16 protein-coding genes and 1 riboswitch are annotated in these 15,334 nt (G+C 50.4%); of the genes, 7 read left to right on the top strand and 9 right to left on the bottom strand.

What is annotated here, in order from left to right; all coding sequences use genetic code 11:
- Nucleotides 1–25: 25 nt before the first annotated feature.
- The 3 genes from AC0YNX_RS04140 to AC0YNX_RS04130 are packed head-to-tail and all read right to left on the bottom strand — an operon-like array spanning nucleotide 26 to nucleotide 3,367.
- Nucleotides 26–1,435, bottom strand: a complete 1,410-nt coding sequence (locus tag AC0YNX_RS04140) for an MATE family efflux transporter (RefSeq protein ID WP_475814369.1) — start codon at nucleotides 1,433–1,435, stop codon at nucleotides 26–28.
- The gene (locus AC0YNX_RS04135) at nucleotides 1,411–2,382 is read right to left on the bottom strand and encodes a CehA/McbA family metallohydrolase (protein ID WP_475814368.1); all 972 of its coding nucleotides are present in this window, start codon (nucleotides 2,380–2,382) and stop codon (nucleotides 1,411–1,413) included. The genes AC0YNX_RS04140 and AC0YNX_RS04135 overlap by 25 nt, the downstream gene beginning before the upstream one ends.
- Nucleotides 2,383–2,395: 13 nt before the next feature.
- Nucleotides 2,396–3,367 carry a CehA/McbA family metallohydrolase domain-containing protein gene (locus AC0YNX_RS04130; RefSeq protein ID WP_475814367.1) on the bottom strand — a complete coding sequence of 324 codons (972 nt, stop codon included), beginning with the start codon at nucleotides 3,365–3,367 and terminating at the stop codon, nucleotides 2,396–2,398.
- A 369-nt stretch (nucleotides 3,368–3,736) separates the two neighbouring features.
- Between AC0YNX_RS04130 and AC0YNX_RS04125 the strand changes: the two genes are divergently transcribed.
- From AC0YNX_RS04125 to AC0YNX_RS04115, 3 genes are all read left to right on the top strand, one after another.
- Nucleotides 3,737–4,348 carry a thymidine kinase gene (locus AC0YNX_RS04125; protein ID WP_475814366.1) on the top strand — a complete coding sequence of 204 codons (612 nt, stop codon included), beginning with the start codon at nucleotides 3,737–3,739 and terminating at the stop codon, nucleotides 4,346–4,348.
- Between the two features lie 744 nt (nucleotides 4,349–5,092).
- The gene (locus tag AC0YNX_RS04120; RefSeq protein WP_475814365.1) at nucleotides 5,093–6,550 is read left to right on the top strand and encodes an MDR family MFS transporter; all 1,458 of its coding nucleotides are present in this window, start codon (nucleotides 5,093–5,095) and stop codon (nucleotides 6,548–6,550) included.
- 94 nt (nucleotides 6,551–6,644) lie between these two features.
- A complete protein-coding gene (locus AC0YNX_RS04115; protein WP_475814364.1) occupies nucleotides 6,645–6,779 on the top strand; it encodes a hypothetical protein in 135 nt (44 codons plus the stop codon).
- A gap of 52 nt (nucleotides 6,780–6,831) precedes the next feature.
- Here the strand turns inward: AC0YNX_RS04115 and pyrH are convergent, their stop codons facing one another.
- A complete protein-coding gene (gene pyrH, locus AC0YNX_RS04110) occupies nucleotides 6,832–7,623 on the bottom strand; it encodes a UMP kinase (RefSeq protein WP_475814363.1) in 792 nt (263 codons plus the stop codon).
- A 298-nt stretch (nucleotides 7,624–7,921) separates the two neighbouring features.
- Between pyrH and AC0YNX_RS04105 the strand changes: the two genes are divergently transcribed.
- The gene (locus AC0YNX_RS04105) at nucleotides 7,922–8,107 is read left to right on the top strand and encodes a hypothetical protein (RefSeq protein ID WP_126017515.1); all 186 of its coding nucleotides are present in this window, start codon (nucleotides 7,922–7,924) and stop codon (nucleotides 8,105–8,107) included.
- Between the two features lie 79 nt (nucleotides 8,108–8,186).
- Here AC0YNX_RS04105 and AC0YNX_RS04100 read toward each other — a convergent pair whose 3' ends face one another.
- The 5 genes from AC0YNX_RS04100 to AC0YNX_RS04080 form a co-directional block, all read right to left on the bottom strand.
- A complete protein-coding gene (locus AC0YNX_RS04100) occupies nucleotides 8,187–9,155 on the bottom strand; it encodes an EamA family transporter (protein WP_475814362.1) in 969 nt (322 codons plus the stop codon).
- Nucleotides 9,156–9,216: 61 nt separating this feature from the next.
- Nucleotides 9,217–9,313: riboswitch (purine riboswitch) on the bottom strand.
- A gap of 64 nt (nucleotides 9,314–9,377) precedes the next feature.
- Nucleotides 9,378–10,514, bottom strand: coding sequence for an SH3 domain-containing protein (locus AC0YNX_RS04095; RefSeq protein WP_475814361.1), 1,137 nt, complete (start codon nucleotides 10,512–10,514; stop codon nucleotides 9,378–9,380).
- Between the two features lie 180 nt (nucleotides 10,515–10,694).
- A complete protein-coding gene (locus AC0YNX_RS04090; protein WP_475814360.1) occupies nucleotides 10,695–11,108 on the bottom strand; it encodes a DUF2203 family protein in 414 nt (137 codons plus the stop codon).
- A gap of 106 nt (nucleotides 11,109–11,214) precedes the next feature.
- A complete protein-coding gene (locus AC0YNX_RS04085; protein ID WP_475814359.1) occupies nucleotides 11,215–12,084 on the bottom strand; it encodes a sugar phosphate isomerase/epimerase family protein in 870 nt (289 codons plus the stop codon).
- A 5-nt stretch (nucleotides 12,085–12,089) separates the two neighbouring features.
- Nucleotides 12,090–13,076, bottom strand: coding sequence for a Gfo/Idh/MocA family protein (locus tag AC0YNX_RS04080; protein ID WP_475814358.1), 987 nt, complete (start codon nucleotides 13,074–13,076; stop codon nucleotides 12,090–12,092).
- Between the two features lie 203 nt (nucleotides 13,077–13,279).
- Here AC0YNX_RS04080 and AC0YNX_RS04075 point away from each other — a divergent pair, with 203 nt between their 5' ends.
- The 3 genes from AC0YNX_RS04075 (at nucleotide 13,280) to AC0YNX_RS04065 (ending at nucleotide 15,210) form a co-directional block, all read left to right on the top strand.
- Complete coding sequence (locus AC0YNX_RS04075; RefSeq protein WP_475814357.1) at nucleotides 13,280–13,837, top strand: superoxide dismutase family protein; 558 nt, start codon at nucleotides 13,280–13,282, stop codon at nucleotides 13,835–13,837.
- A 150-nt stretch (nucleotides 13,838–13,987) separates the two neighbouring features.
- Complete coding sequence (locus tag AC0YNX_RS04070) at nucleotides 13,988–14,449, top strand: cupin domain-containing protein (RefSeq protein WP_475815174.1); 462 nt, start codon at nucleotides 13,988–13,990, stop codon at nucleotides 14,447–14,449.
- A 245-nt stretch (nucleotides 14,450–14,694) separates the two neighbouring features.
- Nucleotides 14,695–15,210, top strand: a complete 516-nt coding sequence (locus AC0YNX_RS04065; protein WP_475814356.1) for a C40 family peptidase — start codon at nucleotides 14,695–14,697, stop codon at nucleotides 15,208–15,210.
- The last annotated feature ends 124 nt before the right edge of the window (nucleotides 15,211–15,334 follow it).

Genomic DNA, 15,334 nt, shown 5'->3' with positions numbered 1-15,334 from the left:
CTCGTACGCAATCTCTTGCTTGGACTCAAGCGACTTCCCTCTTATCGTCTATCGTTGCTATCAAATTGTTCGCCCACCGCCAGGAACGATAACGGAAGTATCCGATGAACGCTTTCGCGATCTCTTCCATGGCGAACATGAAGTAGACCACCTCAATCGGCCAATGGAACAGATATGCGCCAGCGAACACGAGCGGCAATGCGATTAGCCAAGTCGTTATCCCGATCAGCTTCATCGTATATACATTGTCGCCGCCAGCGCGGAACATCCCGACAATCCATACATTGTTTAAGAAGTAGAGCGCCATGACCGCTGCCTGGATGAGCATGATATGATGAAGCGCGGTCTGCACGTCGGGACTCGTGTTGCTGAACAACCGGATCATCAAGGGATTAAGCAGGATAATCAGCACACTGACAACAAGGGAAGCAGCGACAGATAGCCGCGTAAACTTCCTCGCGTAGATGATCGCTTCTCGTGAGTCGTCCTGCGCTAGCTTCTGCCCGATCATCACCTTCGCAGCGTAGGCGAATCCGAAGATCACCATCATGAAGTAGCCATTGAAGGTGCGGGCGAGCTGGAACGTAGCCAGCGCAGATACGCCCATATAGCCGAAAGCAACTGCGTACAGCATGTTCCCAACCGACCACAGTCCTTCATGCAAAATAAGCGGCAGCGTCGTCGCATACACCTTCTTGGCGAAAGCGAGATTGAACGATTTGACAAGCTCTTTCAATGTGATATGGAAGTAATACTTCTTCCCGTATACGTAGCCAAGCAGGAGCACCGTGCTGAGCAGTGAGGCAGCCAGCGTCGACCATGCGGCGCCTTGTATGCCATAGCTGGCGAATCCGAGCTTGCCATAGATAAGCGCATAATCCAGCACCGCATTCAGCGACATGGCAATCAATCCCACAACAAGCGTCAATTGATTGCGCCCGATCGCGCCGAGTGCTTGACCGTAGGCGTCTTTGAGCGAATTGATGAGATAAACAAACATAAGTACAGACAAATATTGAGCGCCATATATAGCAGCCTGCGAATCGTTGATAAACAACGTAAGAACGGAATTGCGGAATAGCATAATGATAATTAACAAAGCTAATGTTATGAAGACGCTTGATACAAGCATGAGCCCGAACGATTTCTTCACCGATTCCTGATCTTGCTTCCCGTGGAATTGCGTGATATATGCCGTTATTCCATATACAGCGGACAGAATCATGCTAAGGATAAATCCGATCTGCCCTGTCGCGGCAACGACGGCGATAGCCGTATCGCCGAGACGCCCGACCATGATCGTATTAATGAGAGAGAACGAGTTGCCGATGACCATCTGGAGCACGGAAGGAATGACTAGCCTTGTGATCTCTCGGCGGAACTGCGTATGCAGCTCCAGCTCGCTCCTGCTCATTGCTTCGCGCTTGCCTTCCAATCACCGGGGAAGATCGGATTGGACCATGCGACATTTCCTTCAAAGTCAACACATTCCACTCGAATGAAGCTCTCTTCCCCATCCACTCGAAACGCTGCGCTGGATATAGGAGAAGCATCCTTGTTGAACACGTTGCGCCCGTTGAACGGGTGGGTAATGAATTTGATGAACTTGACCGGCGAGCATTCGATCTTCAGATAGCCGTCTTCCACCCGCATGTCATAGATCTCCGGCCCGTTCGACGAATAGTAGCGACCTTCCTTCATGGCATCAATAACCGATTGCTGCTTCAATTCATCCGCTTCCACGGAGATCCAGCCGCCGAAGAATTCCGAGATCGGCGCATCCATCGGTCCGCCATGCGCATCGTCCGCTGCGACGGCGAATACTTTGCGCCCGCGCTTCAATAGATAGTCCCAATGATGCACGCCGTAGCCGACCGCTTCGTCCAGCTCGGATTGATGATTGTAGATCTCCACTGCAAAATAACCATCGAGCTGGAGCAGCTCCTCTTCTTTGTTCCGCGACCAGACCGGATGATTCATAATGACGAGATTGCCTCTCTCCTTCATCTCATCAATCAACGCTTGTATCGTTGCGAGGCTGGTGAAGCCAGGCTTCGCATGTTCTTCATCGTGTCCGAACTCGTTAGCCGATCCAAGGGAACGATCGAGCAGACCATGAATATGGTACTGCTGTCCGGTCTCTCTCCAGCTCATCTCGCAAGCCATTTCATAGCCATCCAGCATAATGAACTGCTCGTCGTCGAACGCATCCGACTTCCAATAAATCTCATGATCGCTTAGACAGATGAAGTTGTAGCCGCGCGACTTATATGCTTCAATGACGGTTTCCTGCGGATATTGACCGTCGCTGCGTGTGGAATGGGTGTGCAAATTCCCTTTATACTTGCGCTTGCTGCCGTCAAGATAGATGATCGTCTTCATTGTTTGCCGCCCCCTATTCGCCAAGCAAGTCGGCAACGAATACCGGGTTCGTCCATGCCACATTGCCCTCAAAGTCAATACATTCCACACGGATGTACGTCATGTCTTCTTCAATAGTCATCGATGCTTCCGTCATTGGCGCAGCAGTATCGAAGTGACCGAGGAACGGACCGCGCTGTGGGAATGCCTTGAACATGATGAATTTACAAGGCGAGCATTCGATCTTGAGCTTGCCATCCTCTACGCGGAGATCATACACTTCCGGGCCGGAGCTGGAGTAGAATTGACCTTCCTTCAAACTGCGAATGACGCCTTCGTGCGTCAGCGAATCTGCTTGCACTTGTACCCAGCCGCCGCCATACTCTGGAATCTTCCAATTCGGATAATGACCGTGTGAATCGTCCGCCGCAATTCCCCATACTCGTTTGCCGTTCTGAAGCGCATGATCCCAGTAAGCTGCGCCGTAGGAGCTTGCCGTCGACCATTCCGTTGCATGATTATAAATTTCAATCGCGAAGAAGTTGTCGTATTTCACCATGTCTTCGAATCTTGTTAGATGCCACTCTGGATGGTTGAAGATAACGAGGTTGCCGTGCGAGCGCAAATCATCAATCATCAGCTGCGGCGAATGGTCGCCAACCCACGGAATCGGCACCGGGAACTGCTGCAGATGCTCATAGCGCTCAAGCTCAGGTTCTACCGTCGGGTCATCAATCGCGCCGAGGTGGTAGCCCGGATCTTTGTCTCGCACCGGGTTGAGCTCACCGCGCTCCATCCCAGGAATCGTAATGAAATCCGCCGTATTGAACTCATCTGTCCGCGTATAAACATCATGATCGCTCATGCAGATGAAGTGATAACCTTTTGCTTTGAAAGCATCGACGACTTTCGCTGCCGGCAGCCTGCCGTCCGACCATGTCGTATGAAGATGAAGATTGCCTTTGTAAGCCGGCTTGCTGCGGTCGATCAAAACCATATTTTTCATGTGAGTGCCTCCTCTGAAGGGGTTGGTTTATTGTGGTTTTAATATTTATTCCTGTTGCTTCGTTCAGCATAACTTGCATGCAAATACAATTCAATCCTTCTCAGCAAGATTTAACTCTGCGTTAACAATATTGAATAAAAGCGGGATCTGGAAGTCGAATTATGAAGAAAACGTAAACGATCGCGAGGTAAAAACCGATTCAAGCCTTTACTGAAACTACACGCTATAAAACAACAACAAAACAACTCTATCATTCCTATGCTAGCCTACCGCTCCTATGAGCCTTTTTTTGTCTGGAGCATTTCCTTGTCACAAGGACTCGAATATGTTAAAAGAATATAGATGATATTGCTTGGGGGAGATTCATTCGTGGCACAGCTCTATTACAAATATGGAACTATGAACAGCGGCAAGTCGTTCGAAATCATTAAAGTGGCGCACAACTACGAGGAGCAGGGCAAACGGGTCCTGATCTATTCGCCATCGTTCAGCGCAAGAGACGGCGCAGAGCTTGTCGGCTCAAGAGTCGGATTCGAGCGGGCGGCTATTCCGGTTGATGAGAAGACGAATCTGTATGAGAGCGTGAAGTCTCATCTCTCCACTTCCGGACCGAAGCAAATTTATTGCGTCCTTATTGATGAAGCTCAATTTCTGAAGAAGGATCATATTATCCAGCTGACCCAGGTGGTTGACGAACTGAACATTCCGGTTATGGCTTTCGGACTCAAGAACGACTTCCAGAACCAGCTGTTCGAGGGCAGCTACAATCTGCTTGTGCAGGCGGACAAGATCGAAGAGATCAAGACGATCTGCTGGTACTGCGACCGCAAAGCAACGATGGTGATCCGGTTCCGCGACGGTCAGCCCGTGAATGCAGGGCAGCAGATTCAGATCGGCGGCAACGAGGACTATAAGCCGGTATGCAGAAGATGCTATAATCAAGCCTTCCGCAGCCAAAACGATAGCGATAGCGAGGCATAAAGAAGGGGCTGTCCCACAAGTCATCATGACTTGTGGGACAGCCCCTTTATTTATTAAATCATAAGAGAATTCCTTTAATGTGGTCCACCAGAGCAGATTCTTACTCTAAATCAGGCAGTTTTCCATCAATGTGGTCCACCAGACCAGCTTCTTTCTCCAAATCAGATCGATTTCCACCAATGTAGTCCACCAGACCAGCTTCTTACTCTAAATCTAGCCTATTTCCACTAATGTGTCTCATCACGTGTCACACTTGCAGAATTCTGCCCCATTTCCGCTAATGCGTAGCACCCAGTGATACACATTAGCGTCAAACCAATCAAATCAGCAGATGTGTAGCACCCAGTGATACACATACGCGACAGATCAACCAAATCAACAGCTCTGTATCACCCAGTGATACATCCATATGGCACTCATTTTCACCACTATAGCCGTTTTTTCCACCAGAGTGTATCGCCACGGGTCACATTTACAGCATTCCGCTTCATTTCCCACCAATGTGTATCCCTACGGGGCACACTTCCGGTATTTCGCCCTCTTTTCCACCAATGTGTATCTCCACGGGTAACACATTCGTTATTTAGCCCCCTTTTCCACTAATGTGTATCCCCACTGGTCACACTTTCGGTATTCCGCCACATTCGACACATGATTTTCGATGTTTAATAAACCTTTTGACATGGGGCTGCCGACTTAAGTAAAGTGGTAAGATAAGTCATATTGAGGAGGCTGTAATCACCTATGCAATCTGAATCACCTGTAGTACCTTTTACTTCGATGCGTCAACTCGTAGGCCCACTTATCGCAATTATTGTGGGGATCTTCATGGTTATTCTCGACAGTACTGCGGTTAACGTCGCAATTCCCGTGCTCGTCGATGATTTCCACAGTACGCTGACCGTGGTGCAGTGGACCGTAACCGGCTACGCGCTTGCGCAAGCGGCCGTCATTCCGCTCGCAGGTTGGATGACTGACCGCTTCGGGTCGAAGGAAGTATTCCTCCTGTCCCTCGTCTTGTTCACGATCGGATCGGTGCTGTGTGCGACAGCAACGACCGTCGATCAGCTCATTACATACCGTGTCCTGCAAGGGCTTGGCGGTGGCATGGTCACTCCAATCGCGTTCGCGATGACTTATAAGCTAAGCCCGCCCGAGAAAGCCGGCTCGATTATGGGTCTCATGGGCATGCCGATTCTCCTTGCCCCTGCGCTTGGTCCGATTATATCCGGCTATTTGGTCGACTATGTGAAATGGGAATGGATCTTCCTCATTAACCTCCCTGTCGGCATCCTCGGTGTCATCCTTGTCGGTTTGCTTCTGCCAAAACTGCCGAGGAAGTCGTCCACGTCGCTTGACATTCTGGGCATCATTCTCGGACCTCTCGCCTTCTCAGGCTTATCCTATGGTCTGAGCGAAGGCTCGACAAGCTGGTCATCGGACAAAACCATTATCGGCTTGATCGTTGGCGGTGTGTCTCTCATCGGCTTCGTCCTCGTCGAGCTGCTTCGCAAGAAGGAACCGCTGCTCGAGCTTCGCGTGTTCCGTTCGCCGCTCTTCACTCGCGGCATCATTGTGCAATGGGTGCTGCAATTCGTCATGTTCGGCATTATCTTCACTGTTCCGTTCTTCATGCAGAAGCTCATGGGCATGACGGCCTTCCACGCGGGCATGTGGACGCTGCCACAAGCGATTGCTGCAGGTGTGATGATGCCGATAGGCGGTCGCCTATATGACCGCATCGGCGCACGGCCGCTGGTTATTACCGGCTTGACGATTGTAACCGTCGGCGCTTATCTGATCTCGCGCATCGATCCGACAGACAGCGCATGGATGTTCCTCGTGCCTCGCGCGCTACTCGGCTTGGGCATGGGGCTCTCGTTCCTGGCGCTGAACACGCATCTGATTCAATCCGCGCCGAGCAATCTTGTCAGTCGCGTCACTTCGCTGACAAGCGCTGCGCAGCAGGTCGTCACTTCGTTCTCCGTAGCAGGATTGACGACGCTAATTGTCAGCCGCACGAATCATCATGCTGCTGCCGGCGAGAAGCCGATGCCAGACGCGATGTCTCATGCGTTTCATGACACGTATCTTGCACTGGCGTGTCTTGCGATCCTTGGCTTGATTCTTGCCATGACGCTTAAGAGACCGAAGACATCGAACGACGCGAACGCACAATCGCATATGGTCGAAATGGGTTAATTCAGCTTGAGGACACTCTCCATTCTTCCATAACTCCGCTCGCATGAAATCCTCTCTCCCCGCTCATGTTATGAACGACGGAGGTGAGAAGCTCATGACAGGAAGAAACAGCAAGCCGAAGAACAGAGGTCCTGCCTCGCATCCTGGACGCTTAGAGCAATATGGAGATCGTTTATCAGAGAATAGCGATAATGTGCCAGCGAATAACAACAACGGTAAGAGCTGCTAACCTCTAGCTCCTACCGCCACCTACCTATGTAAAACTAAAGCATCGTCCTCCATCAGGACGGTGCTTTATTGCTTTCTATCCCCTTTTTTACCGCTTCCTTCTCCTCTGCGTCATACGTAAGAACAGATTCGCCGCTAATCATGGTCCCTCGATGCTGCCCTTCACAGATCGCGCTCATGGAGCCTGGCTCGTCGAAGTTGAATACATGGATCGGCAGCCCATAATCCCGTGCCAAGATGAAAGCAGCTTGATCCATAATGCGCAAATCCTGCTTAAGCACATCGTTGTAGTGCAGCGACCTGAATTTTCGTGCTCTAACGTCTTTCTTCGGATCCGAGCTGAAGACGCCATCAACGCCTTGCTTCGCCACAAGAAGCGCATCACAGCTCACTTCAAGCGCTCGCTGGACTGACGGGTAATCCGTCGTCACATACGGCTGACCGTTGCCTCCGGCGAAGATCACGATATAGCCTTTCTCAAGGTGGTGCACGGCTCGCAGTCGAATGTATGGCTCTGCGACGGATGTCAGCGGAATAGCTGTCATGACGCGGACTTCATGGCTGCCTTTCGCCTTGAGCACCCCGCGAAGCATCAAGCTATTCACAACGGTAGCAAGCGTCCCGATATTATCCGCTTCGGCGCGTTCAATGCCCCAGAGTGCCGCCATGTTCCCTCGGAATATGTTGCCGCCTCCGATGACCAGACAAACCTCGATCCCTTTCTCGACCACCGTCATTATTTCATTTGCGATGTGCTCCATCCGCTCCGGATCGAATCCGAATGCGTTCTCGCCTGCCACTGCCCCGCCACTTAGCTTGATTAACACGCGCTTATACTGGCTCACCAGCACATCAGCCCCTTATATAAAAATAAAACACTAAAGCACATAGGCTTTAGTGTTGAATGAACCTCATATAACGGAATGCAGAGAACATGAACGGATTGCCGCTGCCGGACAGTTGCTTCTTCATCATCAAGCAGCATCATTCCTCTCCATTTTATTCCTGTTCAAGATTATATGCGTTTAGTCGGAAATGGGTCAAGGAAAAATTTACAATTCCAATATGTATATTCTGCCCCCCATACCGGGCACGATAAAGTTTGTTGTTAAAAAACTTACATGAAACAGGAGGTTCTAACACATGGCTAATCAGCGTAATGGAGTATCCAAAGCAGAAGTCCAATCTACAGAACTGAACAAGCTGCCCGTAGCTGGCGAGGCTGACACAGAATTTTCTGCTGAAGAAGCTGCTGAAGCATTCGAGAACAGCAATGGCGCGAATCAGGCTGCTGCAAGTGCGGCAGATGCATTCGAAGAGAACGAATAATCCAATTCACATCTGACAAAAGAAGCCCGGATCCGCAGCAAGTCTCGGATTCGGGCTTCACTTATACCATTCGCTTGTTCTAGTGGATCGTAGTTGTCGCTTCCGTCAAGCGCGTACCGCGGCTCATTCTTGAACCGCCGCCAGAAACGCGCTTCATAAGTTCTGGGAGTGCAACTCCTAATAGTACGAGCACGACCCCTGCCCATTGCAGCGAGCTCACATGCTCATGAAGCACAACAGCTGAGAGCATGACTGCTACAGGCAGCTCGGCCGCGCCGAGAATCCCAGCCATGCCGCCGCCAATATGCGGTACCCCAATGGCGAACAGCACCGGCGGAATGAATGCGCCGAACAAACCGAGCATGAAGCCGAACAAGAGCAAGCTGCTCCAGATGACGCCGTTAAACAAGAACGTCGGCGGGAACAGAATGAAGACGAAGATCATTCCGCCTGTAATCATCCAAGCGCTGCGATATGCCGGATGTACGGATGGCACCGCTTTGCCGCTGAACAGAATGAACAGCGAGTAGCTCACTGCTGCGAGCAATCCGAGAACAACACCTGTAATATCGAAGCCCGCAATGCCTTGCTCCATAATACCGGCAGCAAGCACTGTTCCTCCGAACAAGATGGCAAGCGTCAGCAGCATGATGCCGTTTGGCCTTTTGCGAGTGCTTATTGCATGAATAAGAACGCCCATCCATGTGAACTGGAATAACAACACGATCGCAAGCGAATTCGGAATGTAACGAAGCGATTGATAATATAGCAAGCCGGTCAGAGCGGTTGGAATACCCGCTGACATGAGCATGAAGCGCTGCTTCCAAGTGAGGCTGACTTCTTGGGCCACACCAGCATCCCGTGCCGCCTGTCTCTTATTCCTTGCCTTCATATACATGACCATGAGCCAGGATAGAATAAAACCGATCAACAGCTGCGACCCAACGACTTCACCGAGATTATAGCCTGCATCGTAGGCATGAACGACAATGGTGGATAGAATGCCGTAACTTACCGCACCTAGAAAAACAGAAAACAAATATTTCATATCTAAGCTGCCCCCTTCCGAGCAAAAAAAAATTCCTAACCGCAAATACAAAATTATCTGCGCTAGATAATTCCGTATTCGTAGTTAGGAAGTTAAGGCTTCCCGTAGAAACCCCCACCCTGTTGTGGGGCTATACGAATTCATATGCGGTTTGCGTTTCACTCTTTGGAATGTTACATGAGAAGTTTATGAATGTCAACCGCTGTTTCGGCGGTCTATTGGCTAGGCCAGCTTGCTGAAATCGCTCCGCATGATACTTCTGACATGAGACGCCCATTTCGAGTTCACAGGACAATATTTCCTCGCTACCTTCTCGACGGTCGTATAGCCCCGTTCCACATAATTGTCCGATAGTAGTTGTCCAAATTTCTGAACGCAATCCCCTTTTGTTTCGAAATAAGTCGCCTTTCGATACGGATTGCTGGAAGTGGCATTGAGTCCGAACAAATTGTTCTTCGTCCTCGCCAGCCTGCTCTTCCCGTTGCCGCTCTCAAGCTTCATCACTGCAATCGTGAAGAAGGCGTTAATGCCATATTCCTCTTCAATACTCAGTACCGCTTGCTCTATCCCATGGCCAGTTAACTTCGTACCCTTCAATAGCACCGTAATTTGCTTCGCAGATAACCCGGAGTCCGAATTCACGTTGGAAGTCGGTTTCATCGGATTACCGTTACTCTCCTCCTCTATGCTCGCATCCGAGGTAGAAGCTTGAGCGTTCGTGCTGCTAACTTTAACGTCCATCGTATGTATTTTCGGTCTGACATCCAGCTGCAGCGTAGTGCTCTTCAGCGCTTTGACCGAAGTAACCGCCGAGGATACGGCAGATCTGACAGGTTCGGTCGTTACAGCAGGCACCGACATCGGCTTCATGCCGATCACGGTTGCATATCCGCCATGAACGTAGCCGCCGCTCTTCAGCTGTAGCCAGCCAGCATCATTCTTGGACAGCACTTGCAGCTGCGTCCCTTGCTTGACATCGTACAGGATTGTGGAATCTGCATTCGGCTCTGAGCGGACATTCAAGTAGAACGACGTAACTTTGTATGTATAGAGGGGCTTTGCGCTCGCAATAGCGACAGGCTTCTTCTTCTGAGTGGAGGGGATCGGAACAACGACGGCCGGGGTCGGCACCGCTTTCTTCACGACGGTAACCGGCTGAAACGCCGATTTGGGGATAATCGAGGAGGGAATGACACGAGTTATCGTCTGCTTACTTGAAGAGTGCTTCGATGGGAAAATCATATCGGCCGATCCGTTATTCAAAATGCTAAACGTGTGGTTAAAAGATAGGACGAACGACGCGAGCAGCGCCGCGATAATCATATAAGCCAATACATTCCATTGGATGCTCCTAGACATAAACACACCTCTTTCTTGTATTTATTAGGGCCTTTCCGATATAGGTTAGATTGTAAAGGCTATCTTATGAAAAGCGTGTCAAACCATCTGCAAAAAAAAATTGTACTTTTGTCGATGTTCACCCCTCTTTGACGAACAAAAAAGAAGCCTGAGAATTCAGGCTTCCGAAATCGGCGGATATTAGCACCCCGGATATGGCTTGCGTCCAATAAAACCGTCATTCCAGCCATGATAGTGCGAGATTCGAGTTTCTCCTTGCTTCCAACAAATTAGAATTTTCTCACCATTCAATAGAGAAGGGAAATCAATGAGTCCCGGATTGATCATTTTGAGCATAACACCCTTGCGTTCGAAGTTGCTTATACCCAGATCAATCTCCATTCGCATGAATTCAAGCTGGCTCTCCAGCTCGAAGAAAGGGTCATAATCCGTACTTCCTTGCGGCGATCCTTGCTCACGATTCCCTTTAAGCAGCTGTAATTCTTCATATTTCTCTTCAAACTGCTGCGTAAGAAGCTGCAGCTTGAATAGCTCTTCTTGCAACTGCGGCAGCATCTCATTCGCTTCGTTAATTGTAAATATCGGTTGATCCACGCTTCTCATCACTCCTCCTTTCGTTAGTTTACTTGAATTCCGCGCAGAATCAAAACAGGGACCGGGAAGCGCTCTTCACGCTCCAGATCCCTGCCGCCAATCGATCTTACTTGAAATATTGCTTCAAATGCTGAGCGGCTTTCACGATGCCCTGACGCTCCGCCTCAATCGAACCCCAGTAGCTGTGATCCTCCAGCTCGATACTAACCGCGCCTTGGTAGCCGAGACGGTCAAGTCGCACCGCAACTTTACCCCATTCTACTGCGCCACGGCCTGGAATCGTATAACGCCACGAGCCTTCCGAGAAGTCGTACTTCTCGCCGAAGGTTGCCTCCAATACGCCGCATTCGTAGAGCTCATCCGTTAAGATCTCCGTATCCTTGCCGTGCGCGTGGTTAACGCGCTCGCCGAATTCCGTAAGCGCCCGCAGGTAGTCGATGCCAAGCCGCACGAGATGCGATGGATCGTAATTGAGGCCAAAATGCTTCGATGGAATCGCTTCGAACATCGCTCTCCACATCTCAGGCGTGCAGCCAAGCGTCGGATAATACGGCGCCGGTCCAGGCCAGCCTTCAATTGCAATATAGACACCGTTCTGCTCTGCATGTTTCACCACTTCAGGGAACGAATCTTTGAAGATCGCAAACCCTTCGCGGCGTGGCAGCGTGAGATCCTCCGGCACGAGGCACATGAACAACACCTTGCCGCCAAGATCAGCGATGCCGCTAATTTGCTTCTTGGACAGCTCGATCGCTTGTTCGCGCTTCGCTTCATCACGGCTAAGCAGTTGAGCGGTATAGTGCGCGTCAATAGAGCCAATGCCGACTCCTGCTGCAGTACAAGCTGCCTTCACGTCGGCAGTCAAATTCGAGACGTCAAGCACGTCCAGACCTGCCTCGGCTGCCCAAGCTGCTGTCTTCTCAATTCCCTCTGCGCCAATCTTTGGCGGTATCCGCATTCCGATTTGTACGTTCATTCGTATTACGCCTCCTCTGTAACTGCAGCGCCAAGCGGCGAATAGCCTGCTGCTTCGTAGATCATCTCGGACAGCTTCACAACTTTCAGGGCGAATTCACCCGGAACGAGCACTTCGTGGCGACCAAGTATCGCATCCACGAAGCTCTTATCTTGATTCGTCGAAGGCTTCGGCAGCTCCGGTACAATCGGCTCCTCGCCCAAACGGCGGAGCGTAATCTTGCCATTGTCGTAGAAAATGCCGCCATTCTCGCCGCAGAACACGAATGTCTCATGCCAGCATGGCGAGAAGCCGACCAAATTAAGTCCAGCCACTGGGCCTTCAGCGAACCGGATCGACGTGAAGGTATCGATCTCTACCGGCGAGCCGTGCATATGCAGCTGAGGCTTCACTTCAACCGGCGTAAGTCCCGTCGTCCATAGCAGCACATCGATAATATGGCTGCCGGAATCCATCAGGAAACCGCCGCCGGACAAGGCCGGATTCTGCCGCCATGAACCTGGAGTTCCTTGTCTCCATTCCTGATAGAGCGAAGCAGTGATTGACGTCAACTTGCCGATTTCGCCGCTTTCGATTGCCTCTTTGATGTATAGAAATTCAGGTTGAAAGTGGCGCTGGTAGGAAACCTGCATCACTTTGCCCACTTGCTTCGAAAGTTCAATTAACTGTACAGCTTCTTCAGATGAACAAACCATCGGTTTCTCCATCATGACATGCAGCCCGCGGTTCAGCGCATCTGTCGCTTGCTCATAATGAAGGGTGTGCGGCGAACAGATCACGACTGCATCCAGCTCAGCTTGTGCCAGCATTTCTTTATAATCCGCGTAAGCGCTTGCGGAATCAAGCTTATGCTCGTCCACGAATCTAGCGCGATTCTGCTCACTTGGATCTGCTATTGCGACAATTGATGCTTCAGGCAGCTCCAGCAGCTGTCTTGCATGCCAATTGGCGATGCCGCCAGTGCCGATCATGCCAATGCGAACTTTGCTCATTGCGCGTTAACCTCCCGATATGGATAAGATTGTTAATAGACACTCCCTTAACCTATCACAAATCATAACGACTACCAATCCAAAAATACGACAAATAACGTATGCTCTTTGTCCACATTGTCCATGTTTGGATGACCCGTATCTCGGAAATGATAAGCAAGGAACGACTGACCTAGAAACAAGCAGGAGGATTATCGACAACAATGAAAAATAAGACTTCCATTCTGAATAAGACAGCACTATGCTTCATGCTGCTTGGCCTATCTGCCGGCGTGTCCGCGAAGGCGCATCCCGCTCCAGCAGATAAAGGCGGCGATCCGGTTAACGTGAAGATCGTTAATGGTGCCGGAGCAGAGATTGGGACGGCAACGCTGACGCAGAATCACGATTCGGTACGGCTTCATGTTGAAGCGAAGAGCTTGCCCCCTGGCATACACGGCATTCACTTCCATGAAACCGGCAAATGCGAAGGACCGAAGTTCACAACAGCAGGTGCCCATCTGAACCCTCAAACAAAGGAACACGGATTTAACAATCCAAAGGGATTCCATGTCGGCGACTTGCCGAACATCCAAGTTGCCGCTGACGGCACAGTCAAAGTCGATATCGAGACGAAGATCGTGACGCTCGCGCCGAATCAGCCGAATTCGCTGAAGAAGTCCGGCGGTGCGGCACTTGTGATTCATGCGCAGGCAGATGATTATAAGACAGATCCATCCGGCAATTCCGGCGACCGCATCGCTTGCGGCGTCATTGAATAAAGAACTGTTCACGAAACGGTCATCGCTTCGCTTATTTTCGAGGTCGATGGCCGTTTACAACTTTCAGCCCGTAGGCTACATTGATACATGGAGTTGGTCATAAATAGAGAAGGTCCCTATACGGACAACAAGGAGAAACGCATACTGATGATTACGAAACAGCTATCCCCACTCGTTGAGCAGCTGGAGCTGAAGCCGCATCCGGAAGGCGGCTGGTACAGAGAACTCTGGAAAGCATCCTTCGAAATTCCGCAAGCCGTACTCGGCGATCGTTATTCCGGCAATCGCGCCGCTGCAACATCGATTTATTTTGTCCTCCATCCGGATGAAGTCTCCGATTGGCATGTCGTTCTGTCGGACGAGTTATGGTTCTGGCATTCCGGAAGCCCTCTGCTTCTGTCGCTTGGCGGCTCCGATGAAGATCCGCATACGACCGAAGAAATTATTGTAGGGCCTGATATCTCCAAGGGTCAGCGGCCGCAAGCGCTCGTTCCTGCGAATGTATGGCAGAAAGCGAAGCCGCTCGGCGATGAGCCCGTCTTCGTCTCATGTGTGGTTGCACCAGGCTTCCATTATGATGATTTCAAACTTATTTCCCGGACTACTAAATAACATCGTTATCCAGTTGAAAAAGCCAATCAGGGCGTCCTGATTGGCTTTTTCTCATTGTCAATGCCATAATCATGAAGTTTTTCTCACGAGATTCTAACAAATGCTGCCGAGCATGCGTATTCACTGGATTTCCGTCCACATTGGAAAGTGGTGGCAAGAATAGCCGTGCTATAGTGTTATCAGGTCAAGACAACAACACGGCTGAAGCCAATTCATACTTTTCAGTACAGGAGGATTACTACAACATGAATACGACTATGACTTCAACGAAGGCTCGGATCGGCAAGAAACTACTCGGTGTTACGCTAAGCGTAGCGATTGCATGCTCTGGAGGCTTGATGCTGAAACCACAGGTAACACATGCTTCTTCGGCATCGGACACGCGGCTGGTAAATAGTATTATCGCAACTGGCAAACACTATATGGGCGTACCTTATAAATTCGGCGCAAAGTCTGGCATCACAAGCGCGTTCGACTGCTCGTCGTTCACACAATACATATTCAAGAGGAATGGCATAAGCTTGCCTCGCTCGTCGCGTGATCAGTCCAAAGTTGGCACGAAAGTGCTCAAGAGCAATATGAAGGCTGGCGATCTCATCTTCTCTGACACGAATCGCGACGGTATTATCAACCATGTCAGCCTCTATCTCGGTAACGGCAAAGTACTTCAAACGTATCGAGTAGGCATCGGCGTAACGATCTCAACGTTCAAAGGCAGCATTTGGGACAAGACCTTCAAAACGGCACGCCGCGTTATATAATTTCAAATGCAATCATCCGCGTGCAGCGTTTCTTCTATAAGAAGCGCTGCACGTTTTTGCTGTGGCGGTGGGCAAGCACACGGACTGGTTCCCATCACTAACCATACACTGGTTGTTAAGAGGC

The sequence above is a fragment of the Paenibacillus sp. J31R98 genome (assembly GCF_056269245.1).
Note: the sequence above shows the minus strand (reverse complement) of the source record. Positions and strands in the feature narration are given on the sequence as shown.